The sequence below is a fragment of the Sulfurospirillum sp. 1307 genome (genome assembly GCF_054408545.1).
This window is the reverse complement of the sequence record NZ_CP176011.1, coordinates 2,103,424-2,129,730: the sequence shown is the minus strand read 5'-3', so window position 1 is coordinate 2,129,730 and position 26,307 is coordinate 2,103,424. Positions and strand designations below refer to the sequence as shown.

General features: G+C 31.4%; 33 protein-coding genes. 21 read left to right on the top strand and 12 right to left on the bottom strand.

Annotated features, from left to right (window positions below; genetic code table 11):
• Positions 1 to 6: 6 nt before the first annotated feature.
• From ACKGJI_RS10965 to pseB, 9 genes are all read right to left on the bottom strand, one after another.
• Positions 7 to 168 carry a hypothetical protein gene (locus ACKGJI_RS10965; RefSeq protein ID WP_458700350.1) on the bottom strand — a complete coding sequence of 54 codons (162 nt, stop codon included), beginning with the start codon at positions 166 to 168 and terminating at the stop codon, positions 7 to 9.
• Entirely contained in the window at positions 152 to 559 is a 408-nt protein-coding gene (locus ACKGJI_RS10960; protein ID WP_458700349.1) for a HEPN domain-containing protein, read from the bottom strand. Before ACKGJI_RS10960 ends, ACKGJI_RS10965 begins: the two co-directional genes overlap by 17 nt.
• Complete coding sequence (locus ACKGJI_RS10955; protein ID WP_458700348.1) at positions 552 to 875, bottom strand: nucleotidyltransferase domain-containing protein; 324 nt, start codon at positions 873 to 875, stop codon at positions 552 to 554. The genes ACKGJI_RS10960 and ACKGJI_RS10955 overlap by 8 nt, the downstream gene beginning before the upstream one ends.
• Entirely contained in the window at positions 869 to 1,495 is a 627-nt protein-coding gene (locus ACKGJI_RS10950; protein ID WP_458700347.1) for a hypothetical protein, read from the bottom strand. Before ACKGJI_RS10950 ends, ACKGJI_RS10955 begins: the two co-directional genes overlap by 7 nt.
• Positions 1,496 to 1,758: 263 nt before the next feature.
• Positions 1,759 to 2,835 (bottom strand): pseudaminic acid cytidylyltransferase, encoded by a 1,077-nt coding sequence (gene pseF, locus ACKGJI_RS10945; protein ID WP_458700346.1) that lies wholly within the window; start codon positions 2,833 to 2,835, stop codon positions 1,759 to 1,761.
• Positions 2,832 to 3,236 (bottom strand): HEPN domain-containing protein, encoded by a 405-nt coding sequence (locus ACKGJI_RS10940; protein WP_458700345.1) that lies wholly within the window; start codon positions 3,234 to 3,236, stop codon positions 2,832 to 2,834. The genes pseF and ACKGJI_RS10940 overlap by 4 nt, the downstream gene beginning before the upstream one ends.
• Complete coding sequence (locus tag ACKGJI_RS10935; RefSeq protein ID WP_458700344.1) at positions 3,224 to 3,538, bottom strand: nucleotidyltransferase domain-containing protein; 315 nt, start codon at positions 3,536 to 3,538, stop codon at positions 3,224 to 3,226. The genes ACKGJI_RS10940 and ACKGJI_RS10935 overlap by 13 nt, the downstream gene beginning before the upstream one ends.
• Positions 3,539 to 3,571: 33 nt before the next feature.
• Positions 3,572 to 4,696 carry a UDP-4-amino-4,6-dideoxy-N-acetyl-beta-L-altrosamine transaminase gene (gene pseC, locus ACKGJI_RS10930; protein WP_458700343.1) on the bottom strand — a complete coding sequence of 375 codons (1,125 nt, stop codon included), beginning with the start codon at positions 4,694 to 4,696 and terminating at the stop codon, positions 3,572 to 3,574.
• Positions 4,693 to 5,685 (bottom strand): UDP-N-acetylglucosamine 4,6-dehydratase (inverting), encoded by a 993-nt coding sequence (gene pseB, locus ACKGJI_RS10925; protein ID WP_458700341.1) that lies wholly within the window; start codon positions 5,683 to 5,685, stop codon positions 4,693 to 4,695. Before pseB ends, pseC begins: the two co-directional genes overlap by 4 nt.
• 99 nt (positions 5,686 to 5,784) lie before the next feature.
• Between pseB and ACKGJI_RS10920 the strand changes: the two genes are divergently transcribed.
• From ACKGJI_RS10920 to ACKGJI_RS10875, 10 genes are read left to right on the top strand one after another with little or no spacing between them, the layout of a single operon-like run.
• The gene (locus ACKGJI_RS10920; RefSeq protein WP_458700340.1) at positions 5,785 to 6,078 is read left to right on the top strand and encodes a hypothetical protein; all 294 of its coding nucleotides are present in this window, start codon (positions 5,785 to 5,787) and stop codon (positions 6,076 to 6,078) included.
• 4 nt (positions 6,079 to 6,082) lie between these two features.
• Complete coding sequence (locus tag ACKGJI_RS10915; protein ID WP_458700339.1) at positions 6,083 to 6,250, top strand: hypothetical protein; 168 nt, start codon at positions 6,083 to 6,085, stop codon at positions 6,248 to 6,250.
• The gene (locus tag ACKGJI_RS10910) at positions 6,247 to 6,537 is read left to right on the top strand and encodes a nucleotidyltransferase domain-containing protein (RefSeq protein ID WP_458700338.1); all 291 of its coding nucleotides are present in this window, start codon (positions 6,247 to 6,249) and stop codon (positions 6,535 to 6,537) included. The genes ACKGJI_RS10915 and ACKGJI_RS10910 overlap by 4 nt, the downstream gene beginning before the upstream one ends.
• A gap of 55 nt (positions 6,538 to 6,592) precedes the next feature.
• Positions 6,593 to 7,348, top strand: a complete 756-nt coding sequence (locus ACKGJI_RS10905; protein ID WP_458700337.1) for a flagellin — start codon at positions 6,593 to 6,595, stop codon at positions 7,346 to 7,348.
• Between the two features lies 1 nt (position 7,349).
• Positions 7,350 to 7,928 (top strand): class I SAM-dependent methyltransferase, encoded by a 579-nt coding sequence (locus tag ACKGJI_RS10900; RefSeq protein WP_458700336.1) that lies wholly within the window; start codon positions 7,350 to 7,352, stop codon positions 7,926 to 7,928.
• A complete protein-coding gene (locus tag ACKGJI_RS10895) occupies positions 7,925 to 8,707 on the top strand; it encodes an alpha/beta hydrolase (protein ID WP_458700335.1) in 783 nt (260 codons plus the stop codon). Before ACKGJI_RS10900 ends, ACKGJI_RS10895 begins: the two co-directional genes overlap by 4 nt.
• Positions 8,704 to 9,936, top strand: a complete 1,233-nt coding sequence (locus tag ACKGJI_RS10890; RefSeq protein WP_458700334.1) for a coiled-coil domain-containing protein — start codon at positions 8,704 to 8,706, stop codon at positions 9,934 to 9,936. Before ACKGJI_RS10895 ends, ACKGJI_RS10890 begins: the two co-directional genes overlap by 4 nt.
• Before the next feature lie 15 nt (positions 9,937 to 9,951).
• The gene (locus ACKGJI_RS10885; RefSeq protein WP_458700333.1) at positions 9,952 to 10,389 is read left to right on the top strand and encodes a deoxycytidylate deaminase; all 438 of its coding nucleotides are present in this window, start codon (positions 9,952 to 9,954) and stop codon (positions 10,387 to 10,389) included.
• Positions 10,390 to 10,441: 52 nt separating this feature from the next.
• Complete coding sequence (gene accB, locus ACKGJI_RS10880; RefSeq protein ID WP_458700332.1) at positions 10,442 to 10,900, top strand: acetyl-CoA carboxylase biotin carboxyl carrier protein; 459 nt, start codon at positions 10,442 to 10,444, stop codon at positions 10,898 to 10,900.
• 5 nt (positions 10,901 to 10,905) lie between these two features.
• The gene (locus ACKGJI_RS10875; RefSeq protein ID WP_458700330.1) at positions 10,906 to 12,240 is read left to right on the top strand and encodes an acetyl-CoA carboxylase biotin carboxylase subunit; all 1,335 of its coding nucleotides are present in this window, start codon (positions 10,906 to 10,908) and stop codon (positions 12,238 to 12,240) included.
• A gap of 310 nt (positions 12,241 to 12,550) precedes the next feature.
• Here the strand turns inward: ACKGJI_RS10875 and ACKGJI_RS10870 are convergent, their stop codons facing one another.
• Complete coding sequence (locus ACKGJI_RS10870; RefSeq protein ID WP_458700329.1) at positions 12,551 to 13,393, bottom strand: SurA N-terminal domain-containing protein; 843 nt, start codon at positions 13,391 to 13,393, stop codon at positions 12,551 to 12,553.
• Between the two features lie 189 nt (positions 13,394 to 13,582).
• Here ACKGJI_RS10870 and gltX point away from each other — a divergent pair, with 189 nt between their 5' ends.
• The 4 genes from gltX to upp all read left to right on the top strand — a co-directional run bounded on the left by gltX (position 13,583) and on the right by upp (position 17,631).
• Positions 13,583 to 14,989, top strand: coding sequence for a glutamate--tRNA ligase (gene gltX, locus ACKGJI_RS10865; protein WP_458700328.1), 1,407 nt, complete (start codon positions 13,583 to 13,585; stop codon positions 14,987 to 14,989).
• A complete protein-coding gene (locus tag ACKGJI_RS10860; protein WP_458700326.1) occupies positions 14,973 to 16,253 on the top strand; it encodes a malic enzyme-like NAD(P)-binding protein in 1,281 nt (426 codons plus the stop codon). Before gltX ends, ACKGJI_RS10860 begins: the two co-directional genes overlap by 17 nt.
• A gap of 110 nt (positions 16,254 to 16,363) precedes the next feature.
• A complete protein-coding gene (locus ACKGJI_RS10855) occupies positions 16,364 to 17,011 on the top strand; it encodes an adenylate kinase (RefSeq protein WP_458700325.1) in 648 nt (215 codons plus the stop codon).
• Entirely contained in the window at positions 17,008 to 17,631 is a 624-nt protein-coding gene (gene upp, locus ACKGJI_RS10850; protein WP_458700324.1) for a uracil phosphoribosyltransferase, read from the top strand. Before ACKGJI_RS10855 ends, upp begins: the two co-directional genes overlap by 4 nt.
• A 42-nt stretch (positions 17,632 to 17,673) precedes the next feature.
• On the opposite strand, the gene gdhA is transcribed toward upp, so the two are convergent.
• Both gdhA and ACKGJI_RS10840 read right to left on the bottom strand, forming a co-directional pair.
• Positions 17,674 to 19,035 (bottom strand): NADP-specific glutamate dehydrogenase, encoded by a 1,362-nt coding sequence (gene gdhA, locus ACKGJI_RS10845; protein WP_458700323.1) that lies wholly within the window; start codon positions 19,033 to 19,035, stop codon positions 17,674 to 17,676.
• A 38-nt stretch (positions 19,036 to 19,073) separates the two neighbouring features.
• Positions 19,074 to 19,742 carry an MqnA/MqnD/SBP family protein gene (locus ACKGJI_RS10840; RefSeq protein ID WP_458700322.1) on the bottom strand — a complete coding sequence of 223 codons (669 nt, stop codon included), beginning with the start codon at positions 19,740 to 19,742 and terminating at the stop codon, positions 19,074 to 19,076.
• 126 nt (positions 19,743 to 19,868) lie between these two features.
• Between ACKGJI_RS10840 and ACKGJI_RS10835 the strand changes: the two genes are divergently transcribed.
• The 7 genes from ACKGJI_RS10835 (at position 19,869) to urtA (ending at position 26,299) form a co-directional block, all read left to right on the top strand.
• The gene (locus tag ACKGJI_RS10835) at positions 19,869 to 20,897 is read left to right on the top strand and encodes a threonine aldolase family protein (RefSeq protein ID WP_458700321.1); all 1,029 of its coding nucleotides are present in this window, start codon (positions 19,869 to 19,871) and stop codon (positions 20,895 to 20,897) included.
• A gap of 3 nt (positions 20,898 to 20,900) precedes the next feature.
• On the top strand, positions 20,901 to 21,122 hold the full coding sequence (locus tag ACKGJI_RS10830) for a MoaD/ThiS family protein (RefSeq protein ID WP_458700320.1): 222 nt from the start codon (positions 20,901 to 20,903) through the stop codon (positions 21,120 to 21,122).
• A 1-nt stretch (position 21,123) separates the two neighbouring features.
• On the top strand, positions 21,124 to 21,564 hold the full coding sequence (locus tag ACKGJI_RS10825; RefSeq protein WP_458700319.1) for a molybdopterin synthase catalytic subunit: 441 nt from the start codon (positions 21,124 to 21,126) through the stop codon (positions 21,562 to 21,564).
• Complete coding sequence (locus tag ACKGJI_RS10820; RefSeq protein WP_458700318.1) at positions 21,561 to 22,778, top strand: molybdopterin molybdotransferase MoeA; 1,218 nt, start codon at positions 21,561 to 21,563, stop codon at positions 22,776 to 22,778. Before ACKGJI_RS10825 ends, ACKGJI_RS10820 begins: the two co-directional genes overlap by 4 nt.
• Complete coding sequence (locus ACKGJI_RS10815; protein ID WP_458701722.1) at positions 22,772 to 23,923, top strand: multidrug effflux MFS transporter; 1,152 nt, start codon at positions 22,772 to 22,774, stop codon at positions 23,921 to 23,923. The genes ACKGJI_RS10820 and ACKGJI_RS10815 overlap by 7 nt, the downstream gene beginning before the upstream one ends.
• 33 nt (positions 23,924 to 23,956) lie before the next feature.
• The gene (locus tag ACKGJI_RS10810) at positions 23,957 to 24,778 is read left to right on the top strand and encodes a mechanosensitive ion channel family protein (protein WP_458700317.1); all 822 of its coding nucleotides are present in this window, start codon (positions 23,957 to 23,959) and stop codon (positions 24,776 to 24,778) included.
• A gap of 240 nt (positions 24,779 to 25,018) precedes the next feature.
• Positions 25,019 to 26,299 (top strand): urea ABC transporter substrate-binding protein, encoded by a 1,281-nt coding sequence (urtA, locus tag ACKGJI_RS10805; RefSeq protein ID WP_458700316.1) that lies wholly within the window; start codon positions 25,019 to 25,021, stop codon positions 26,297 to 26,299.
• The last annotated feature ends 8 nt before the right edge of the window (positions 26,300 to 26,307 follow it).

Here is a 26,307-nt window from a genome sequence, read left to right as displayed (position 1 = left end):
ATATCCTTAGAAAAAAGTCTCTATTTCTTTTGCTTTTATGTTGTTTTCATTTAAAGTATCTTTAATTTCATTGAAGAACGAGGAAGCAATTACAAGAACATCTATTTGTTTGTTTTTGATAATTTCATATGAGTGAGTAAAAAGCGACAGGCTACTTTTTAATCTCATCTATATCAACCTCTAAAATTTTACAAACTTTTTCTAGTAAATTATCAGCAAAATCTAAAATTTCTTTTATTTCTTCTTTAGAAGGTAAAGTCCTGTCAGGCATTGGGTATGATTCTTCTATATGATACCCTGAAATAATATCCAATAAATCAAATTCCTCCTCAGAAAATTTTATAAAATCTATAATCAAACCGCTTAGTTCAATTAGATTGTGAGTTTTTGGTATTTTTTTGTTTTCATAAGCTATGAATGATTTTAATAGTTTCTCTACTGTATAGTGAAGTTCAACAGCAGTTACATCTGTATAGTGATTTGCTTTGTAAAAAATCTTTGCGCCAGATAAATTGTGCCAAGCTTTAACTAACCATTTTTGAGCTGATGATTTATTCATATAAAACTTTTCCATTTTGCAGAATATCTATCTTATAAAAATAATCTTGGGTTTGATTGACATATTTAGTGGGTGCAGAGATTATGTCAAATCCTATTTTGTATTTCAAAATTAATTCGCGGATTTTTTTTCTTGCTTCTCTTGAATAATATCTACTGTCATCTAGCTTTAAATCATCTTTTAGTAAAAATAGATCTATATCACTATCTTCATTAGGAGTCCCATAAGCATAAGAGCCAAAAAGTATGATTTTATCAGGATTTAATGGTTTTAATTTTTCAATTATTTCAGGTTTTAATTTTTCTATATCTACCATTTTATCCCCTTTTTGTTATTATTATACCATTTTTCAAAGTTTGCAAATACTTTGTAGCTATTTCTTTTAAGGTATTTGTATATATCGTCCTGATTTGATGCAGTTTTAATCGCTACAAATTGAATTTCCATATATAAAACTTCATGTACTATAACACTAGGAGTGATGATAGCAAATTTGCTTTGGTTTAGTAGTTTGGCAACTTCATTTGAGTCTACATGTAGAGCTATATTTTTTTTATTTTCTACAAACTTTTTTAAATCATCTAGGTTTTCATTTGCAGAAGTTGTAAGTAGCGCTATTTTTAAATTATCTGGTAGAGTTTTTACTATTGGAATGCTAAGATTTGCTGTATCACTTCCTCCCATACTAACAAAAATATCATAGATTTTTTCTCTTCGGATCTTTTTTTCTTTTATAAATTCATCTCGTATGAGTGGTGGTATGATTTTTACAATATTTTGATTTTTATATTTGGTTATGTCTGCACTTATGTTGTGATTTATAATTTCATCGCAAAAATGCTCTCTGTAATCATCATCAAAAACACTAAGTTTTATTTGTGGGAAAAGTTTTTTGAACTTTTTTTCATCTTTACATGTAAAGTTGTAGTTATCCACAACTACATGTAGAGGTTTTAGTTTCTTTACATGTAGAAAAAATTCTTCTTCATTTTTTATGGTTATGAGAGGGTAGGGTACAAACTCTTTCTTGTTGCTTTTTGAGATATATGTGACTTCATCAAAATTTTTAGCATAAACAAGACTTCTTTTTAAATGTCCTAGTCCTATGTCATTTCCAAAATCTACTCTAAAGATTGTAATTTTTTATCCTTTGTGGTATAATACTAGCACAATTAGCCTTCGGGCACCCCCCTCTTTTTTTAAGAGGGGATAAATAGTTTATTTAATTTTTTTAATACTTCTGAAAATTGTTTTTCTTCTAGAGTTCCTATTTTTCCCATCAACCTTTTTTTGTCAAATGATTTTATTTGTAAAAGCATAGTCGAATTTTCTATTATGCCTTTTTTTGTTCTGTATGAAATAGTATGAAAATAATCATTATCTTCTTTAAGCTTTGAAGTAAGAGGAATTCCTATAAAAAGGTTAAAAGTAAGTTTTTTTATGATCAGTACAGGTCTTTGAAATTCATTTCCTTTTCCGTATTCTTCACTCCCTATATTTTGACCCATCCTTAACCAAAAAATTTCTTTTTCTTTAAAGCCTGTTTTTCTGATAGTATTGTGAGTTGATTTTTTAACTTTATTCCATTTGTCAAATTTATCTTCATTCAAAGCCTTATACATTAACTCAGCTCTTGTAAAATCTTCCATAGTATCTATATCCTGTACTAAATGACGAGGAAGCACGATAGGAATAGAATCTTTTCCAAAAAATATCTCGTTACTTTTCATACCTTGTTTTTCCCAGTAAAATTGTCCTGCATCTTGATAAGCCTCTTCTAAATCTTGGCTTCTTTTGTTGTAATTTTCTGGCCAAAACATTTGACATCTTCCATCTGTTATTTTAAATGTTCTTTGGATTGGAAAAGGCATAGTTGTTACACTAAATGCTCTTATGGCATCTGAATTTTTTAGTTTTTCATACCCTTCTTTTAGATATTTTTCATCTAAAAATGGTGCAGTTGCATAGATGGTACAAACAAATTCATAAAACTCCCCATCTTTTTTTAGAGCTTCTAAAACATACTCTATGACATCCCAAGTGCCTGTAAAATCATCAGCTAACTTTTTAGGTCTCATCTGAACATCTGCGCCATACTTTTTTGCAACACTAGCTATCTCATCACTATCAGTTGAAACTAATACTTTTTCAAAAAGCCCACTATTTAGTGCAGTTTCAATGCTGTAAGCGATAAGAGGTTTTCCACAAAATTTTTTTATATTTTTTTTAGGTATGCGTTTACTACCGCCACGAGCTGGGATTATTGCTATGTTCACGATGTCTTCTCTATGGTATCTTCAACAAATTTTAGTAGATTGTCTAGTATTTTTATATATTTGTCTACATTTTCTATATCATCATGTAATATTGCATATCTTCCTTCAATCGCATATTCTTCAAGAGATAATAAAGTATCTATATCAGGTATTAATTTAATATTTTTTTCTTTTATTTTATCTACCAAAATTTCTAAACTATGAGTTTTTGTAAAATGAATTTTGTTATAAGATAGTAGAGTTTTTAAGAGTTTTTCACAAGACTGTTGAAGATGAAAGAGTACAACTTCAAGATCGAGTTCTTCATCTCCATTTTCAAAATCTTCCAATATATTTTTTGCCACTTTCAAATCTGTTCTTGCTTTTTTAAATAATATTTGGTATTGTTTCAAAAACTCCATAGTACAACACCTTTGTCTTCTATGTCTTTGTATACAGAGCCATACTCTTTTTTGTAGAAGTTGTATTCATCTAAAAAAGGGACCAATATATCTTTTGGTACTTTTATATTGCTTAAAAGTTTTCTTATTTTAGCTTTCTCTTCCCATCTATTTTTATATGTTTTTTTTACTACACATATGTCTAAATCACTATCTTCATTTGGAGTTCCATAAGCATATGAACCAAATAGTATGATTTTATCAGGATTCAATGGTTTAAGTTTTTCAATAATTTCAGGCTTTATTTTTTCAATATCTACCATTTTTATCCTCCATTGTTAATAATTATACCATATTTAAAGTTTGCACCCTCTAATCTCTTGAAGTATTTCAAATAGAGTATCAGCCACAAATTTAGCATCATCTAAGCTCATCTCCTGATGGCACGGAAGGGATAATTCAGCTTTGTAAAACTCTTCAGTATTATGCAAACTTTGTTCACCAAATAGATTTTTATATAAAGCAAATTTATATACTGGTTTATAGTGTACTTGAACGCCTATCCCCTTTGTATGTAAAGCTTTAAATATATCTTCCTTAGCACACCACAAACTTCTATCAAGTAGTATTGGGTAGAGATGATATGAACTCTTTACATGTAGAGGTATCTTTACAGGAAAAAAGTATGGGTTATTTTTAAACTTTTCATCATAAAATTTTGCGATTTTTGTTCTTTTTTCTATGAAGCTATCTAACTTTTGTAGTTGAGAAATCCCAAGAGCGCATGCAACATCGCTAAGTCTATAGTTGTAACCTAGTTCATGTGCTTCGGAGTTCCAAACTTGTTTTTTTACTACACCATGGCTTCTTAATCTTTTTGCTTTTTCATATATCTCTTTATCATTAGTAACCAAAGCTCCGCCCTCACCACAAGTTGTGATAGGTTTTATAGCATGAAAACTAAAGATAGAAATATCAGCAAAGCTTCCAACTTTTTTACCTTCAAACTCACTTCCTAGTGCATGGCAACTATCTTCGATGAGAGTTAGATTGTGTTTTTGACAAATCTCTTGTATCTTTTTAATCTCAACTGGATTTCCACCAAAATCAACTGGAGCTATGGCTTTGGTTTTAGGAGTTATCAAATCTTCTATCTTATTTTCATTGATATTTCCATTACTTTTTACATCACAAAAAACAGGTTTTGCTCCTACCATCAAAGCTGCATTTGAAGTTGCCATAAATGTTATGGGTGTTGTTATAATCTCATCATCTTTTTTTATCCCTGCACATAGGTAGGCTACATGTAAAGCTGAAGTTGCAGAGTTCATAACAACAGCATACTTTACTCCAATATATTCACAAAGTGCTTTTTCAAACTCTTCAACTCTGCTTCCACCAGTTAAAAAATCACTTTTTAAAGCTTCTACTACTGCTTTTATATCATCTTCATCTATACTTTGTTTACTATAGCTTATCATACGCTTTCAACCATTTTTAAAAGTTCTTCTTTGTTTAGCCATTTTTCATTTGTATCTGAACTGTATTCAAATCCTAACTTAACTCTTTTTCCAACTTCATTTAGTAAGTTTGTACTAAAATCAACTTTGCTTGTAAATTGTATGGTTGGCTCAATCACAAAGTGATCATCAAACTCTAAAGTTAAGTGACTATCATCTTTTGGAACCATTACTTCATGTAGCTTTTCTCCAGGTCTAATTCCAATGATTTTTATAGGTAAATCAGGTGCTATTGCATGAGCTAAATCAACTATATTCATAGAAGGAATTTTTGGGATAAATATCTCTCCTCCTTGCATTCTTTGAAAATTTTTCAAAACAAATTCAACACCTTCTCTTAGAGTAATCCAAAATCTTGTCATTCTCTCATCAGTTATTGGCAGTTCTTTTGCCCCACTAGCTATGAGTTTTTTAAAAAATGGTATAACACTTCCTCTACTTCCAACTACATTTCCATATCTTACAACAGAAAACTTTGTTTTTCTTCCTCCTGAGATATTATTTGCAGCTACAAAAAGTTTGTCACTAGCTAGTTTTGTTGCTCCATAAAGGTTTATTGGGTTTGCTGCTTTATCTGTTGAAAGAGCGATAACCTTTTTGACTCCTTCTTCCAAAGAAGTATCTATGACATTTTGAGCACCGTTTATATTTGTTTTTATGGCTTCCATCGGATTGTATTCAGCCACAGGTACATGTTTAAGAGCAGCTGCATGGATAACAAAATCAACCCCATACATCGCTTTTCTTAATCTCTTCTCATCCCTTACATCACCTATGAAGTATCTCATACATGTATTGTTGTATTCTCCAGCCATTTCATACTGTTTTAGCTCATCTCTTGAGTATATTATGATTTTATTTGGCTTGTAATTTTCAAGAAGTATTTTTGTATATTTTTTACCAAAACTCCCAGTTCCGCCAGTTATAAGTATATTTGCACCATTGAACACATTTGTTCCTTTTTAGCTTTTTGTTATAATCTTAAGCAAATTTAATTCCGTCGATATATGATATAATAATTATTATAAATTAAAGATGAGGCAAAAACTATGTCAGATAAAGGTGATATACTTAAAAAAAGACTAAATAAATTAGAAAAACACTATGTTGCTTTAAAAGAGTATAAGAGATTGATAGATGATTTAGTAAGAAAGAAAAATATATATGACATAGAGATTTTTGAATCTTTAGAAGCTGAAAAAAGAGCAATTTTGGATGCTTATTTGAAAAGATTCTCATCATTACAAGATTTTTTGGGAGCAAAGATTTTTAATTTATTGCTAGATATATCTGGAATTAGTTATACCAAAATGAGCGAAGTTTTATACTATAGGTATTATTGATAGTTTGGGAGATTGGATAGAACTTCGTGAGGTTAGAAATGAACTTGAGCATGATTATCCTGAAGAGCTTGAAGATGCTTTAGAAGATTTGAAATTTTGTATAAATAGTTTTAAAAAACTTGAGAGCTATTATCTAAGTAGTCTTGAGTTTGCAAAAAGGTATATAAAGTGAGATTATCAAAAAGGATTATAGAGGCTATTAAAAAGAGTGCAAAAGAGAGCTTTGGAAGTAGTGATGTCTATCTTTTTGGAAGTAGGATTGATGATTTTAAAGTTGGAGGAGATATAGATTTAGCAGTAGACTCTAGTGATTCTAGGATAGAATTTAGAAAGAAAAAGGTTGATTTTATTATCTCTATGATGAAATTAAATATGGATTTAAAATTTGACATAGTAAAACTCAATCCAAGGGATGAATTACTGGCAAATGAGATTAAAAAAAATGCCATCAAAATTTGACATCTTTACTATCAAGTAGTATAATAGTTTACGTGTAGAAATGAAGGAGTGCATCATGAAGATAGGTAATAGTTTTAATACACAAGCTTTAAATGATTTAAATAACCACAAAACAAATACCGACTCGGTACTTTCAAAGATTGCAGCTGTTAGAGAGCTTAGTGGGAAAGATAGTGCAAACCTTATGATAGCAGACTCTTTAAATACTCAAATCTCTTCTATGACTCAGGGTATTCAAAACTCAAATGAGGCAATTGGGATGCTTCAAATTGCTGATTCTACTTTACAAAATTTATCTCAAAGTGCAGACAGATTAAATGAGCTCTCAGTTAGACAAAACAATGCTGCACTAAATAGTGACCAAAAAGCTATGCTAAAGCAAGAGTTTAATGCCACAAAAGAAGCTATGAAAGACATGGTAGACAGTACAACTTACAATGGCAAGCAGCTTTTTGGAGAGTCTATGACATTTGAAACTGGAAATTCCAACGTAGCAGTAAATGCTTTAGAAGTAGGAGACATAGACGCACTTGACATAACAGACCAATCAACAATACAACAGTTCGTAGATTCTCTTAGTGCAACTAGAAGTGATATTGACTCAGCTATGCAAAACTTTGAAGTAGGTATTGCAAATTCACTCTCAGCAGTATCAAATCTTACTAGTTCAAAATCTATGATTGAAGAGAGTCCGATGGATGAAAAGATAAATGATTTAAGTTCAAATAAGATCAAACTTGAAGCATCTATGCTAGCTCAAGCTCATAAAAATGATCAACTTCAAAAAAGGATTTCAGCTTTATTAGTATAGCATGTCAATAAGCAATGAAGATTTTTATCTAGGAGCTTATAAGAAGTTTGGGCAAACTCCAAAAGGTCTTAATTGGAACTCAAAAGAATCACAAGAGATTCGCTTTGAGGTTATAACAGAATTTTTAAAAGATGAATTAAAAAACTCAGTTATAGCTGATGCTGGTTGTGGATTTGCTGATTTGTACGCTTTTTGGCAAGCAAATGAAATCAAAGTAAAAAAGTACATAGGCATAGATTCTATGGAGCTTTTTGTTAGTATCTCTCAAAAAAAATTTCCTCAAAATTTCTTTACATGTAAAGATATATTAAAAGAAAGTTTGCCACTTGCTACTTGGTATGTCGCAAGTGGAAGTTTAAATATACTCAGTGATTTTCAAACATGGCTGTTTTTAGAAAATATGCTAAATCATTCAAAAAAAGGCATAGTTTTTAATATTTTGTGTGGGGATAAAAAAAGTAAAACATTCAACTATAAAACAATAGATGATATAATGTTATTTGCCAATAAAAAAGCTTTACATGTAGAGATTAAAGAGGAGTATTTAAAAAACGATATGACTGTAAAGATGACATTATGAAACTATTTTTTTTATGTTTGATTGGACTTTATGTTTTAGTTTTAGCGTATGTATATCTTACTCAAACTTCAAAGATTTTTAATCCTGATGCTATTGAAAATAAAGAAGAATTTACATTAGAAGATACCAAACAAATCTCACTAGAAGCTAAAAATGGCCTATTTATTAGAGGAGTTTATAAAAAGTCTAAAAAACAAAATGCTCCTTTGATCATCTACTTTGGTGGAAATGCTGATGATGCTACTAGGATAGTGCTTAAGTTAAAAAATATAAATGATTTTGATATAGTAGCATTTAATTACAGAGGATTTGTAAATAGCGATGGTAAACCTAGCCAAACGGCACTTTTTAGTGATGCAATAAAAATATATGATGAATTTGCAAAAGATAAAGACATAGTTATAATAGGAAGAAGCCTAGGTACCGGTGTAGCTTCATATCTAGCGAGTAAGAGAGAAGTTAAAGGAGTGATTTTAATAACTCCATATGATTCAATTGTATCTATTGGAAAAAGAAAATATCCATTTTTACCAATAGAGCTTCTTGCTAAACACAAGTTTGAATCAACCAAATACCTACAAAAAGTCTTAACTCCAATCGCTCTTATAGAAGTGTTTGATGACCAAACCATACCAAAGTATCATTTTGATAGGCTCAAAAAAAGTGTACAAAATCTAGCTTTACATGTAGAGTTAAAAGATACAACTCATGCAGATGTTTTAAATCATCCTGATTTTGAAAAAGTTATAAGACAAATGCTTAAGAGGTTTGGGTTTTGATTGGGATTTTGTCTGATTTGGAACTCTTTTTAGGAGATTTGAAAAGATATCAAATCAATAAATATTTGTATAAAATTGATGGGTATGATTATGAAGAGCTGATGTCTTTTATGCTTACTCAAGAGACGATGAAAAATAGTGAAATCAAAGATGTTTTAAAAAGGATAATCTTTGAAAAATTAAACTTAAGTAAATTAGATACCATTTTTTTTCTAGATGATTGTATTTATATAAAACTTTTTCTACATGTAACACAAAAAGAGGCTAAAGAAAGAAGAGCTTGTGGAATTAGTCCTGATATTTTAGAAGAGTATAAACAAAGATATTTTAAAAATGAAGATTATAAGGAACTTTCTTTATGGCTTTTAGATTTTGTCATAGAAGACAACCTTAGTTTTAAAAAGTTAAATCCATATGAGTTTAAAAAGATATTTATAGTTGTTTTTATAAATATGATGGAGTTAATTTTACTAGAAAATACAGACTTAGATGATGAAAAAACCATAAAAGGTTTGTCTTTATATCTTTTAAGAGAAATGTTTGATGAATTTTTGTTAAATATCGCAGAAGATATACTTTTTCATTTTTCAAATCAAGATAAAAAAGCAATTGAGTTTTTAAGCTACTTCAGTGTAAATGAAACAATCGATGCAAATGGGATAAGGCACAAAGCCATTCCAATACTAGATGAAAATAATCGTGCATGGAATATAACTACGATTAAATCAGTCATGATTCAACACAAAAGAGCAAAGCAAACGATTTATGATAAAAAAAATTTGATAGTAGGGATAAAGCATAAGATTGATGATCATTTAGTAGAAATGTTAAATTTTGAAAACCAAAAAAAAGATAAAGAAAAAGAGCTTGATGAGTTAGAAAATAAGCTTCAAACTCTAAAAGAAAATATGCAAAAAGTACAAAATGCAAGTTCAAAAAAAGTTATGTATAAAGATGGAGAAAATGAAAAGATATACGATAAAAATCAACTAATTTCTAAGCTATATAGACAAGAAGATGAACTGTTAATAAGGAAAAAATTAATCACAAAAGAGTTAAAAGAGATAGATATAAAGATTTCAAATAAACAAAAAGATATTGCAATTTGGGAGAAAAAACTAAAAGAAAGTGAAGAGTCTTTAGAAAAAATAAAAACTAAAGAGCATCCAATTGATATACAATATGATAAAATCAAAAAGGCTTTAGCCAAAGCTTTAGCAAAAAGATAAGTAGGAAAATAATAGATGTTAAATGATAAAAATTTTATAAACATAGCTCACGAAATTGCAAGAGCTAGTAAGTGTGTTTCAAAACAGGTTGGAGCAGTTATTGTAAAAGATGGAAGGATTCTAAGTACAGGCTACAATGGTACTCCTTCAGGCTATGTAAATTGTTGTGATTATTGGGATGGTAAGTATACAAATGAGCATCATGAATGGAGTAAGACTTATGAAATCCATGCGGAGATGAATGCTATCATTTGGGCAGCACGTGAGGGTATAAGTATAAAAGGTGCTACGATTTATGTAACGCTTGAGCCTTGTAGTGATTGTAGTAAAAACATCATTGCAAGTGGCATAAAAAGGATTGTTTATGATAAATCATACGAGCATACCAATTCAAAGATTGTTACTAAATTTATCAAAGATAATGGGGTCATAATTGAACAAATAAAAGATTAATTCAAATTTTGCTAAAATGTAAAGAATTTTTTAATATAAATAAGGATACTGCATGACAAATAGAGAAATAAAGGATTTAATGCGTTTTTTTGATAATAGTGAATTATCAAGAGTAAAAATTAAAAATGGTGATTTTTCAATAGAATTACAAAAAGGTTTTGAAAATAGTGCAGTTACAACTACTGTTGCTACTCCAACGCAAGTTGTTGCACCACAAGCTCCAGCTAGCTCAAGTGAAGCGCCAGCTCCTAATAAAAAAGAAGTTAAAGATGAACTTAGTATCAAGTCTCCGATGGTAGGAACTTTTTACAAAGCACCAGCACCAGGAGCTGAGCCATTTGTAAAAGTTGGTAGCGTTGTTAAAAAAGGACAGGCTGTAGGAATTATAGAAGCTATGAAAATCATGAATGAAATTGAAGCTGAGTTTGATTGTAGAATTGTAGAAATTCTTATAGAAGATGGTCAGCCTGTTGAATTTGATATGCCGTTGTTTGTTGTGCAGAAGGTATAAAAGATATGGCTAAGATAAACAAGATTCTTGTTGCTAACAGAGGTGAGATAGCTCTTAGGGCAATTAGAACTATAAAAGAGATGGGTAAGATTGCAGTAGCTGTTTACTCAACTGCTGATAAAGATGCTCTTTATTTACAATATGCTGATGCAGCTATTTGCATCGGAGATGCTCCTAGTAGCCAAAGTTATTTAAATATTCCTGCTATTATCAGTGCAGCTGAAATCAGTGGATGTGATGCAATTTTCCCTGGATATGGATTTTTAAGTGAAAACCAAACTTTTGTTGAGATTTGTGGACATCACAATATCAAATTTATAGGCCCTTCTGTTGATGCAATGGTTTTGATGAGTGATAAAAGCAAGGCAAAAGAGGTAATGAAAAAAGCCGGAGTTCCTGTGATAGAAGGAAGTGAAGGCGCTTTGAGTGATGTTAATGAAGCAAAAGAATTAGCTAAAAAGATAGGCTATCCAGTGATTGTAAAAGCAAGTGCTGGTGGCGGTGGAAGAGGAATGAGAGTTGTTGAAAGAGAAGAAGATTTAGAAGTCTCATTTCTATCAGCTCAAAGTGAAAGTGAAACTGCTTTTGGTGATGGTACTTTGTATATGGAAAAATATATTAAAAATCCTCGCCATATTGAAGTTCAAGTTATCGGTGATAGCCATGGCAATGCTATTCATATCGGTGAGAGAGATTGCTCTTTACAAAGACGACATCAAAAACTTATCGAAGAGTCTCCTGCAATTGCTTTGGATGAAGAAACAAGAGCTAATTTGCATGCAGTTGCAGTTAAAGCTACAAAATATCTAAAATATGAAAATGCTGGAACATTTGAATTTTTACTTGATGCTGATAAGAACTTTTACTTTATGGAGATGAACACAAGGCTTCAAGTCGAGCACTGTGTAAGCGAAATGGTAAGTGGAGTTGATATAATAGAGCTTATGATAAAAGTTGCTGAAGGTGAAGAGTTACCATCTCAAGATAGCATTGAGTTAAAAGGTCATTCAATCGAGTGTAGAATCACAGCTGAAGATCCTGTTAGGTTTATCCCAAGTCCTGGTAAAATATCAAAGTATGTAGCTCCAGGTGGGAGAAATGTTAGGATAGATTCTCACATATATCAAGGATATAATGTTCCTCCTACATATGATTCTATGATTGGGAAGCTCATTGTTTGGGCTGAAAATAGAGATAGAGCAATAGCAAAAATGAAAAATGCTCTAAGTGAACTTCAGATTGAAGGGATTAAAACAGTCAGAGATTTTCATCTTAAAATGATGGAAAATGAAGATTTTATAAACAATAATTTCGATACAAATTATCTTTCAAAATTTTAACTGAACTTATGCACTATACATAGTTCTTGATAAAACAAGAAGGCGTTATATGCAAGGCAGATTTTTGAAGGCCTAGCCAAAGCTAAGGTGAGAAAATCTAACGATGCCAAATAATGCCTTATTGTTTTACCATTTGGGTGCTTTTTGCAACACTACCCCCAGGCGTTAAAAAATTTCAAGTTACCTACGGGTAGCTTTTCAACTTTTTGCCTACCAATGAAGTATTGCAAAAAACATCAAGTACTATATATAGTGCGTAAGGTCAGTTTTTAAATAATTTGGGAGTTTTTAAACTCCCAAATTATTTCTTCTAGCTTGGATTTCTAATAACTTGGATATTGGCTGAAGCTTTTAGCTTTTCAAAATAATCTTTTAGAGCTTCTTGTTCTTGTTTATTTGATAAAAGTCTGTATATATTGTTTTTGGCATTTTCAAACGGTATAGTTTTTATATCTGCTTTTGATTTTACATAAATCATAGTTGGATTTCCACCTAAATTTATGATATTTGTAAAAGTTCCATCCTTTGTTGCGCTTAAAAGTGCTTTTAGTTGGTCGTTTAATTTATTTGATGTAAGAGTTTCAGCTTTTATTTGAATTCCTTCTGGCTTTAGCATAGGGTTTTTCTTTAAAGCTTTTAAATCTTCTTCATTTTTAGAGCTATAAATAACAACATCAAATTTATTTGCAATTTTGAATTGGTCTAAGTTTTTTTCATAGAAACTTTTAACATCATCTTCTTTGATATTTGTTAATTTTTCTCTGTAAATTTGAGCATATAATTTTTCTACTTTTATCTTTTGTTTTAAATCTTTTCTATATTGGTCTTCATCAATACCTTTTTCTTTTAGCATGTTTAAAAACTCAAATGGGCTCATATTGTTTTGAGTAGCTATCTTTTCTATGTAGTTATCTACCTCAAAATCGCTTGCACTAATTCTAAGTTTTTTTATCTGCGCATTTTCTAGCTTTTGTCTTACTAGTACATCAAGTGCTTCTTTTTTAGATAAATTATATTTTTTAGAATACTTATAAACTTCATATAGAGTAATAGGCTCTTTGTTTATGATGATTGATACACCTGAGACGATACCTGAAAATCCAAGCGTGCTACAAAGCGCTAGAGATACTAAAATACGTGAACTTGTTTTCACCAATAATCCTTTGTTAAGTAAAAAATTTATATAATATAACATAAAAGGATAACATTTTTTTTAGAAATTTAAAGTTAAATTTCTAAAAATCTTTTGATAAAATCTTAACTTTTTAATTTATACATAATTTTGACATTAAAACTTGATAAAATACAAAGTATTAACGTCATTTACTAAGGAAATACATATATGACAATAACAAGATTTGCACCATCTCCAACAGGATATTTGCATATTGGAGGACTTAGAACTGCACTTTATAGTTACCTTTGGGCTAAAAAAAACAATGGTAAATTTCTTCTTAGAATTGAAGATACAGATTTAAAGAGAAACTCACAAGAAGCAACAAATGCTATCATTGAAGCATTTGATTGGGTTGGGCTTAGTTATGATGATAAAGTTTTTTATCAATCTGAAAGATTTGATATTTATAAAAAATATATAAAACAACTTTTAGATGAAAAAAAAGCATATTATTGCTATATGACACCCGAAGAAAGAGAAGAGTTGTATGAAAAGCAAAAAGCCAATAAAGAGCGAACTAGATATGATGGAAGATATAGAGATTTTAAAGGCACTCCTCCAGCAGGAATTGAGCCAGTTATCAGGATAAAAGCTCCAACAAGTGGAGAGATTAGTTTTGTTGATGGCATTAAGGGTGAAGTAAAATTTAATGTAGAAGATGTTTTAGATGATTTTGTAATAGCAAGAGCTGATGGAAGTCCACTTTATAATTTTGTTGTGGCAATTGATGATGCCTTGATGGGAGTAAGTGATGTTATAAGAGGAGATGATCACCTCTCAAATACTCCAAAACAAATAGTAGTTTATAATGCTTTAGGATTTGATATTCCAAAATTTTATCATGTTCCAATGATACTAAATCCACAAGGTAAAAAGCTCTCAAAAAGAGATGGCGCTATGGATGTTATGGAGTATAAAAAACTAGGATTTTTACCTGAAGCACTTATTAATTTTCTTGTTCGTCTTGGTTGGAGTCATGGAGACCAAGAGATTTTTAGTATGAACGAGATGTTAGAGCTTTTTGATCCAAATGATATAAACAAATCAGCTTCAGCTTACAATTTAGACAAACTTCAGTGGTTAAATGCACAATATATTAAAACTTTACATGTAGACAGATTGGTAGAAGTTTTAAAAGAGTATGATTTGGATTTAAGTGGGTATGCGAAAAAAGAAGAATTGATAAATCTTTTAAGAGATAGAGCAAAAGATATGCTTGAACTTAACGCAATGGCTAGTTCTATAATAGATGAGCCAACAAGTTACGATGAAAAAGCAGTAAACAAATTTTTAAAGCCAGAATCAATTGAACTTTTAAAAGAGTTTAATGAAGAGTTAAAAAAAACAAGTGATTTGAAAAGTGCTGATGATTTTAAAAATATAGCAGATAAAATTCTAGAAAGGAATGGTTTGAAGCTAAAACATATAGCTCAGCCAATTAGAATTGCAATAGTAGGGAGTGCGGTGAGTCCTAGTGTATTTGATGTTTTAAGTATAGTAGGCTTAAAAGATGTTATCAAGAGAATTGATAACTTGATAAAAAAAGGAGTAATGAGTGGCAAAGTCAATTAAGGTTACTAAAGAAGAATCTTTAGAATATCACGTAGGTGGTAAAATAGCGATAGATGTAAAAACACCTTGTGATACAGCAAGAGATTTATCTATGGCTTATACTCCAGGGGTTGCTTATCCTTGTAGAGAAATAGCTGAAGATAAAGAATTAGCATTTAAATATACTAATAAAAGTAATTTAGTTGCTGTTATTAGTGATGGAACAGCAGTTCTTGGTTTAGGTGATATTGGAGCAGTAGCTGGAAAACCAGTTATGGAAGGTAAGAGTGTACTTTTTAAAGTATTTGCAGATGTTGATGCATTTGACATAGAACTTGATGAAAAAGATCCAGATAAAATTGTTGAAATCTGCAAGGCATTAGCTCCAACTTTTGGTGGAATAAATTTAGAAGATATTAAAGCTCCAAAATGTTTTGAGATTGAGAAAAAACTACAAGAAGCAGTAGATATTCCTGTTATGCACGATGACCAACACGGAACTGCTATGATTACAAGTGCTGGTCTTATAAATGCACTTGAGATTAGTGGCAAAAATATCCATGATATGAAAATAGTAGTAAGTGGCGCGGGAGCTGCAGGAATTGCTTGTGCTAAGATGTACAAGCTTTTAGGAGCTGATCATATTGTTATGGTTGATTCTAAAGGTGTTATTCATAGTGGAAGAGATGATTTAAATAAATACAAAGCAGAATTTGCACTTGAAACTGAAGATAGAACTTTAGCAGATGCTATGAAGGGTGCAGATATGTTCTTAGGACTTTCAGCTCCTGGAATTTTAACAAAAGAGATGGTTGCATCTATGAATTCTCATCCAATCATTTTTGCTCTTGCTAATCCTGTACCAGAAATCACTCCTGAAGAAGTACAAGAGGTAAGAAATGATGTTATGATGGGAACAGGAAGAAGTGACTATCCTAACCAAGTAAACAATGTTTTAGGTTTCCCATTTATCTTTAGAGGTGCTTTAGATGTAAGAGCAACTAAAGTTACAGAAGGTATGAAAATGGCAGCGGCTAAGGCACTTGCTGCACTTGCAAAAGAAGACGTACCTCAGTATGTAAAAGAAGCTTATAATGGAGCTGATTTGAAATTTGGTCTTGATTATATCATTCCAAAGCCATTTGATAGACGTGTTCTTCCATGGGTTGCAACTGCAGTTGCAAAAGCAGCAATCGAAGATGGTGTTGCAAGAGTTGATGATAGTTTTGATATTGACGCATATCATTCAAAACTAGTATACCAAGTAGAATCAGAAAGAAAATAATATTTAAATTTATGAGGTAGTTTATACTACCTCATATAAATTCCTCATCTTATCTCTTATTAAATACAATTTTTATATACTAACGTCAAACAACAAAAGGAGAGTTTCCTATGAATTTAATGGTATTTGGAGCACCTGGTGCTGGAAAAGGTACACAAGCTAAGTACTTGATAGAAAAGTATGGCATACCTCAAATCTCAACAGGTGATATACTAAGAGCTGCGATTGCAGATAATACTTCAATGGGACTAGAAGCTAAAAAATACATGGATGAAGGTAAACTTGTTCCTGATTCTACTATCATTGGTATTATCAAAGATAGACTTAGCCAAGATGATTGTAAAAAAGGTTTTATATTAGATGGATTTCCAAGAACTCTTCCACAAGCGAAGGCTTTGGATGAACTTATGAATGAGCTTGGTATAAAACTAGATAAAGTAATATCACTTGATGTTCCAGATGAACTAATTGTAGGAAGAATTACAGGAAGAAGAGTTTGTAAAGATTGTGGTGCATCTTTTCATGTAGAGTTTAATCCTAGCAAAAAAGAAAATATTTGTGATTATTGTGGCGGGGAGTTGATAGTTAGAAAAGATGATAATGCCGAAACTGTTAAAAGTAGATTAGAGGCTTACCATGCTCAAACAGCACCACTTTTTGATTTTTACAAACAAAAAGGTGTGATGGTAGAGATTGATGGTACAAAAGATGTTGAAGAAGTAACAAAAGATATGTTTGAGGCAATAGAGAAAAAATGAAAAATATAAATATAATAAAACACCCACTTATAGAGCATAAGCTCTCAATACTAAGAGATGAAAAGACAGATCCTTTTCATTTTAGATTATTAGTTGATGAGATTTCTTATTTGATGCTTTTTGAGGCTACAAGAGATCTTCCATTAAGAGACACTACAGTTCAAACTCCAGTTGCAAAAGCAAACTGTAAAAAACTTGATACTAAATTAATGATTTGCCCAATTTTAAGGGCAGCACTTGGTATGTTAGATGGTATATTTAAACTTATACCAGATGCTAGTGTTGGATTTTTGGGTTTTCAAAGGAATGAAAAAACTCTAGAGGCAGAATTTTACTATGCTAAACTTCCTAGTGATCATGCAAACAGAACAGCAATTATAATCGATCCTATGTTTGCAACAGGCGGAACTGCTATTGATGCTGTTAATTTTTTGAAAGAAAAAGGCGTAAAAGATATCAGATTTATAGCTTTAGTTGCAGCACCTGAAGGAGTTGAGAAATTTTCTAAAATCCATCCAGATGTACCTGTGTTTATAGCATGTATGGATGAAAAGTTAAATGATAATGGATATATAGTTCCAGGTCTTGGCGACGCAGGAGATAGAGTATTTAATACCTAAAAATTTTAAGAGGACTTTTAAAAAGTCCTCTTAAATTTAATCTTATACAGCACCTTGGTCAATCATAGAATCAGCAACTTTTCTAAAGCCTGCTATGTTTGCGCCCATCATGATATTACCTTCGTCACCAAACTCTTTTGAAGTTTCATAAGATAAATCAAAGATATTTTTCATAATAGTTCTTAATTTGCTATCAACTTCTGCAAATGACCATTTTTGCATACTTGCATTTTGGCTCATTTCAAGTTGGCTTGTAGCAACACCACCAGCATTTGCTGCTTTTGCTGGACCATAAAGGATGTTGTTTTTAAGCATAAAGTCAATTGCTTCTGGAGTTGAAGGCATGTTTGCACCTTCGTTAACTAATATACATCCATTTTTATGTAAGTTTTTAATATCATTTAAGTTAAGTTCGTTTTGAGTTGCACTTGGGAAAGCAACATCACAAGGAACTGCCCATACAGCATTTGTATTTTCTGGATATTTTTGAACAGGGATATACTCACTTTCTGGATGAACTTTTTTGTACTCTTCAAGAGATTGTCTATTGACTTCTTTTATCATTTTTAAAGTATTTAAATCGATTCCATTTTTATCATAAATCATACCTCTTGAATCACTACATGTAACAGGTTTTGCTCCCATATCATAAAGTTTTTGGATAGTATAAATAGCAACGTTACCACTTCCTGAAACTGTAGCAGTTTTACCTTTTAGTGAATCGCCTTTTTTATTTAAGATGTTTTCAGCAAAGTAAACTGAACCAAATCCTGTAGCTTCAGTTCTTGTTAAACTTCCACCCCAGTTTACACCTTTTCCAGTAAGTACACCTTCAAATCTATTAGTCATTCTTTTGTATTGACCAAACATATAACCAATTTCACGTCCACCAACACCAATGTCTCCAGCAGGAACGTCAACAGTTTCACCAATATGCTTAGAAAGTTCAGTCATAAATGCTTGACAGAATCTCATGATTTCTCCGTCACTCTTGCCTTTTGGATCAAAGTTAGATCCACCTTTACCACCACCGATTGGAAGACCTGTTAGTGAGTTTTTAAAGATTTGCTCAAAACCTAAGAATTTGATAATACCTAGATTTACACTTGGGTGAAATCTTAAACCACCTTTGTATGGTCCAATTGCAGAGTTGAATTGTACACGGTAACCTATATTTGTTTGGATTTTACCAGCATCATCCATCCAACAAACTCTAAATAAAATTTGTCTCTCAGGAATTACAATTCTTTCTAATATATTATGATGATCATATTTTGGCTCAGCATGTAAAAGAGGCTCAAGTGTCATCAACACCTCTTCAACTGCTTGATAAAACTCTGTTTGCCCTGGAGTACTTTCGATTGTACTCTTCATAACCTTGTCAATATACTTTTGAACTGACATAATTTTCCTTTTTTTATTACGCCTTAGCGTAGTGATTTTTATACTAAGTTAAGGAATTTGGCTCTTTTTAAAAAGAGTTTTAATCCCCTCCTCTCTTTATTGCCTATTTCATAGCTAATCAAGGTAAGATACTTTTTGATTTCATTGGGTGGTATCTTACGTTCATTAGCATACTTTCTTAAAACGTATTGCGGTATTTTAATCCTTTTGTTTTTAAAGTTATCTGATATTTTTTTATAAATTTTAAAATGTTTATTTACACTAAGCCTAGCAAAGACAAATGGTAAATTATATTTACAATTCCACACACTTGCTAAGTCAATATAATCACTTGGATTTTCTAAATATAGCTTTAATGCCTTATCTCCAATATAAACTTCACCCTCTACATGTAGGACTTTAGCTAACGCATTGGATGTCGCAGAATGGGGGTCATTTTGAGATTTAGTATTTTTTTTGACTAAAACACTATTTACATTTTTTTTTGCTACTATTCCTAAATCTAAAGTTTTTATATATTTTTTATTACTTTCTATGCTAGATATGAAAGCTGCGTCAACTTCTCTTTTTTTAAATTTTTTATTTATACTTGAAGGATATGATTTTTTATATTCACAAGCTTTTTTAAAAGAGTTTGTAAAAGAGGATTGCTTTAGATAAACATGAAAAGGCAGAAGGTTAATATAATCTATTTTTCCAAAAATCATTCTTATGATACCTATTAATTTGTTTTATCTTAAAAAAGAAATTGATTATAACACTAAGCAACTTAAAGTATTTTTGGTATAATCCATTAAAAGAAAAAGGTGAAGTATAAACAAGGAGAAAATAAAATGGAGCAATTTGCAAGTGATAACTATGCTGGAATTTGCCCTGAGGTAATGGAAGCATTAGTTAAGGCAAATGAAGGTACAGCTCCTGCTTATGGGAATGATGAATTTACACACCGGGCATCTGAGAAAATCAGAGAAATTTTTGAGTGTGATTGTGAAGTATTTTTTGTATTTAACGGAACTGCGGCAAATTCACTCTCACTTGCTTCTATGTGTCAATCTTATCATAGTGTTTTATGTCATGAACTAGCTCATATAGAAACTGATGAGTGTGGCGCACCAGAATTTTCATCAAATGGCTCTAAACTTCTTTTAGGAAGAGGGGAATATGGAAAATTAAATCCTATAAGTATTGAAGAGTTAGCAACTAAAAGAGTAGATATTCACTATCCAAAACCAAAAGTTATAAGTATAACTCAATCAAATGAGGTTGGAGTGGTTTATAGTGTTAAAGAAATCGAAGCTATAAAAAAGGTAGCAAACAAGCATAATTTAAAAATTCACATGGATGGTGCTAGATTTGCTAATGCTTTAGTGAGCTTAGGTGTAAGCCCAGCACAAATGACGTGGAAAGCTGGAGTTGATGTTTTAAGTTTTGGTGGAACTAAAAATGGAATGGCTTTTGGTGAAGCTGTAGTATTTTTTGATAAAAAACTGGCTGAAGATTTTGAATACAGAGTAAAACAAGCAGGTCAATTAGCTTCAAAGATGAGGTTTATCTCAGCTCAATGGCTAGGACTTTTAGAAAATGATGTTTGGCTTAAAAATGCAAAGCATGCAAATGAAATGGCAAAATACTTTGCAAGTAGTGTTGAAGATATTGCTGGAGTTAGCGTAGTAAATCCAGTTGATGCAAATGAAGTTTTTTTGAAGTTTAAGCCTGAAATTGAAGTAGAATTAAGAAAAAGAGGTTGGATATTTTATGCTTTTATTGGGGACTCAAATAGATTTGTATTTTCTTGGGATTCTCACAAAAATAGAATAAACGAACTGATAAACGATATAAAAGATATAAGTAACAAAGGATAAGTTATGGCAAAAGTTGAATTTTTAGGACCTTTAAATAGAGATACGATTGAAGTTGATGTTAGTTCGCTTAAAGAGTTAAAAGAGATTTTTAAAGATGATAAAGAGTTGCAAGAGTGGTTGGAGATTTGTGCAGTAGCCATAAATGATACACTAGTTTGCTCACTCGATACAAAGATAGAAAAAGGTGATAAAATCTCTTTATTACCACCAGTTTGTGGAGGTTGATATGAGTTTAGAGTTACATGATGGAAGTTTACATGTAGAAGAGATTTTAAATCGTTGGTACAATGAAATGAAAGATAAAAACTATGGAGCTTTCATTCCATTTGTAGGAATTGTAAGAGATGAAGATGGTATTAGTGGACTTAGTTTTGATATATATGAACCGATACTAAAAAGTTGGTTTGATGCTTGGCAAGAAAAAGCCAACAAAGAGGGCGCTTATCTTTTGATGGCTCACTCAAAAGGAGATGTTCCAAATCATACAAGCTCTTATATTAGTGCAGTAGTTAGTCCACAAAGAAAAGTTGCTTTAAGATTTATAAATGAGTTTGTTGAAGATTTTAAAGCATCAGCTCCTATTTGGAAGTATGATTTGATTGATGGTAAAAGAGTTTATGCAAAAGAGAGAAGCACAGCTTTAAAAGGCGCAGGATTGTTAAAATGAAATTCAAAGATTATGATGAAACGATAGAAGATTTAGTTACTTCGATGCATGGAGTAGAGACTTTAGTTAAAAATGTTTTTTTAACAGAATCTCAAGATATGATTTTAGCAGAAGATATAGTAGCAAATGAAAACTCACCTTTACATGTAACATCTTCTATGGATGGTTATGCTTTTCGCTATGTTGATCAAGATAAAGGTGTTTTAAAACTTGCTGATTTTGTTCCCGCTGGAACTGACATAAGTACAGTTGTAAAAGAAGGCACTTGTGTTAAAACTTTTACAGGCTCACTCATGAGTGATGGCAGTGATACTTTGATTCCTATTGAAAATGTGGAAGTAAATGGTGATGAGGTGAAAATCATAGAGCCTGTTAGTAAAGGTTTTGCTGTTCGTCCTGTTGGAGAGAACTATTTTGAGGGTGAAGTTCTTATAAAAAAAGGAACAAAGATTGGTTTTGCTGAGATTGGTGTGATGGCTGAGATTGGTAAGATTCAAGTTCCAGTTTACTCAAAACCTCTTGTTAGTATACTCGCAACGGGAAGTGAGATTCTTGATATTGGAGAAGTTAAAACATCACAAGCACAGATTAGAAGTTCAAACCATGTAACTCTTGAAGCAATTGTAAAAGCAAATGGGGCAGAAGTCAATAGATTGGGCATCGCTAAAGATGACAAAGATTTGATCAAAAACAAAATCACAGAAGCTTTAAAACACAGCGATATAGTCATAACAACTGGTGGAGTTAGTGTTGGGGATTATGATTTTGTAAAAGAGATTATAAAAGGTATGGAGCCAGAGTATATAGTAGATGGTGCTAGTGTAAAACCTGGAAGACATATAAAAATAGTAAAAATAGGAAACAAATATATCTTTGCACTTCCTGGATTTCCTTATAGCTCGGCTGTTATGTGTTTCTTGTATGTTTTACCACTTTTAAAAGCTATGCAAGGTTTACATGTAAAGAGCCAATACATAGAAGCTATCATAGAAGAAGATTATAAAAAACGATCTCGTTTTACTGAGTTTACAGCATGTAATTTGGTCCTTCGTGATGGTAAATTTTATGTGAATTTGGATGGTAAAAAATTAGGAAGTAGTGCTATACTAACCAATATGCTTGAAAGAAGTGCACTTTTAAGGATAGAGCAACCTACAAAACTTATAAAAAAAGGTGAGAAAGTAAAAGTCTTGCCAATGAGTAGTTTATTATAAACACAAAAAACCACAAGCTGCTAATAGTTATATTAGCAGCACTTTCCTCAATCGCTCCTATATCAATAGATACATATATACCATCTATACCATCCATTGCTGAGTATTTTGTCGTTAGTATAGATAAGATAGAACTTACTTTAACACTTTTTTTATTTGGCTTTGCGACAGGACAGCTTTTTGGCGGAGCTATATCAGATAGGATTGGTAGGCGTAAAACTTCTTTGGTTGGACTCTTTGGATTTTCAGTTTTTAGTTTTATGATTATTTTTAGCTCTTCAGTTTATGAGCTGTGGATACTAAGAGTCATAGAGGCGTTTTTTGGTGGACTCATAGTTGTCAATGCAAATGCAAGTGTCAGAGATATGTTTAGTGGTAAAGAAGCAAGTAGGATATTTACTATCATAGGTACTATTAGTATGCTTGCACCTTTGTTAGCACCTGCTATTGGATCTTTTATACTTCATTTTTTTTCTTGGAAAGCTATTTTTGTTTTTTTAGGAAGTTATACTTTAGTTGTGTTTGTTCTTGTATACTTAAACTTGCAAGAGACATTTACTTATGTGAAACAAAATATACTTGAATCATATAAAAATGTTTTGACAAACAAGGATGCAAAACCATTTATACTTGTTTTTCCTATTATATTTTCAGGGATGTTTATTTTTATAAGTAAATCAGCTTTTGTATATATTGAGTACTTTAAAGTAAGTACAGATTGGTTTCCACTGTTTTTTGGTGCAGATGTTATTTTTGTTATGATAATGGCACGAGTAAATTTAAGACTTTTAAAAAAGTATGAGACAGTCTCTATCATAAAATTTGGTGTTTTTATGCAACTGATTATTGCATTAGCCCTTGTAATCGCTTTAGCACATCCATCTTTAACCGTTATGTTTATACTTTTAACTGCTCATGTTAGTATGTTAGGAATAATATTTGGTAATTTAACAGCGACTATCTTAGAAAACTTCTCTAAAAATGCAGCGACGGCAACAGCGGTTATCGGAGTTTTAAATTTTAGTGTTGGAGCAGTAGTTGCAACAGGTGTATCACTTTTTCATGATACGTCGTTGAGTTCGGTTTCTATAGGTATGTTCACAACTTCTTTGCTTGCTTATTTATTATTTCCTAAAGCAAGATAAGTTAAAATGAAATGAAACAAATAGGAGCTTTTCATGGACAAAGAGTTAGAAAGTGTAACAAAGTTTTATGATGTAGTTATAGAGTTTATCACTAACTATAGTTTTCAAATCTTAGGTGCAATCATAATATTTCTTATAGGTATATTTGTGTCTAAATATGCATATAAAATGGTAGATAACCTTTTAAAAACGAAAATAGATGAAACTCTTAGTGGTTTTGTAGCTAACTTTGTTAGGCTTCTTATCATCGTTATGATGGGTATTTTGGCTTTAGGTAAACTAGGTATCTCTATAGGGCCTTTTGTTGCAGCTTTAGGTGCTCTTTCTTTAACTGCTGGTTTAGCTTTGCAAGGAAGTGTAGCAAACTTTGCAGCAGGAGTTGTGCTTGTAGCAACTAAGCCTTTTAAAATAGGTGATACTATAACTGTCCATGATGTCTATGGTGAAGTAGAAGATATAAAATTAGCTTATACAGTTTTAAGAAATGAAGACCAAGAACAGATAACAATCCCAAATAAGTATATGATTGGAGATGTGTTAGTTAACTCTTTTGAAAGACGTATTGTAGAAGGAAGCGTTGGTATCGCTTATGATAGTGATGTAGAAAAAGCTATAGAGTTGATTAGACAAACAATAGCTACATGTAAAGATGTATCTGACGAACAAGAGCATATCATAGGTATTGAAAACTTTGGCGAGAGTTCTATCGATATAGGATATCGTTATTGGGTTCCAACAAAAAGTTTTTTTAAAACACAGTATGATGTAAATCTTCAAATTTTAAATGCACTAAATGGTGCAAAAATCTCTATACCATTTCCTCAAAGAGAGATTAAAATGCTTACATCTAAATAGGGATTTATAAATCCCTATTGCTAATAAAGTATAAAATTCAATTAAAAATTATTATAGCATACTACAATTTCATTTTATAACTATACTTGAATATACAAAAAATTCTACTACCAATAGTTTTACACCCCCCAATTTTTTATATGATTAATTTTTAATCAATATTTTGATTTAAAATTATCTTTTTAAATGTATAATTTTTTATCAAAGTTAAATACTTGAAAAATATAAATGGAGGAAAGTATGGTTAAATTATTATCTCGCAGCATTGCAATTGCTGCTATAGTAGGTATGGGACTTGTAGCACAAGCTGCAGATACAATTAAAGTTGGTGTATTACACTCTTTATCTGGAACAATGGCGATTTCAGAAACTACACTTAAAGATACTGTCTTGATGCTCATTGATGAGCAAAACAAAAAAGGTGGTGTTTTAGGTAAAAAACTTGAAGCAGTAGTAGTTGATCCTGCATCAAATTGGCCTTTGTTTGCTGAGAAAATGAGAGGACTATTGACAAAAGATAAAGTAGATGTAACATTTGGTTGTTGGACATCAGTCTCAAGAAAATCAGTTCTTCCAGTTATTGAAGAATTAAATGGAGTTTTATTTTACCCTGTGCAGTATGAGGGTGAAGAGTCTTCTAAAAATGTGTTTTATACAGGAGCATCACCAAATCAACAAGCAATTCCTGCAGTGGATTATCTGATGAATGAAGTTGGAGCTAAAAGATGGGTTCTTGCTGGAACAGATTATGTGTATCCAAGAACAACAAATAAAATCTTAAAAGCTTATTTGATGGCAAAAGGTGTCAAAGAGAGTGATATCATGGTGAACTATACACCATTTGGACATTCTGATTGGCAAAGTATAGTTTCAGACATCAAAAAGTTTGGTTCAGCTGGTAAAAAAACAGCCGTTGTATCTACAATAAATGGAGATGCAAATGTACCTTTTTATAAAGAACTTGGAAATCAAGGCATAAGCGCTGAAAATATCCCTGTTGTTGCATTTTCTGTAGGTGAAGAAGAACTTTCAGGGCTTGATACAAAACCTTTAGTAGGACATCTTGCTGCATGGAACTATTTTCAAAGTGCAGAAGCTGATATAAATGAAGAGTTTATTGCAAATTGGAAAAAATATACAAAAGATCCAAAAAGAGTTACAAATGACCCTATGGAAGCTACGTATATAGGTTTCAATATGTGGGTTAAAGCAGTTGAAAAAGCTGGAACAACCGACACTGATGCAGTAGTAGATGCTATGGTAGGTGTTTCTGTTCCTAACCTAACAGGTGGTACTGCAACTATGATGCCAAATCATCACTTAACAAAACCAGTGCTTATTGGAGAGATTCAAGAAGATGGTCAATTTGAGACTGTATGGCAAACACCAGATACTGTTGTAGGTGATGCATGGAGTGATTTCTTGCCAGGTAGTAAGGATTTGATTTCAGATTGGAGAGCTCCATTGAGATGTGGTAACTATAATGTTAAAACAGCAAAATGTTCAGGTCAAAACTTCTAATAAAAATA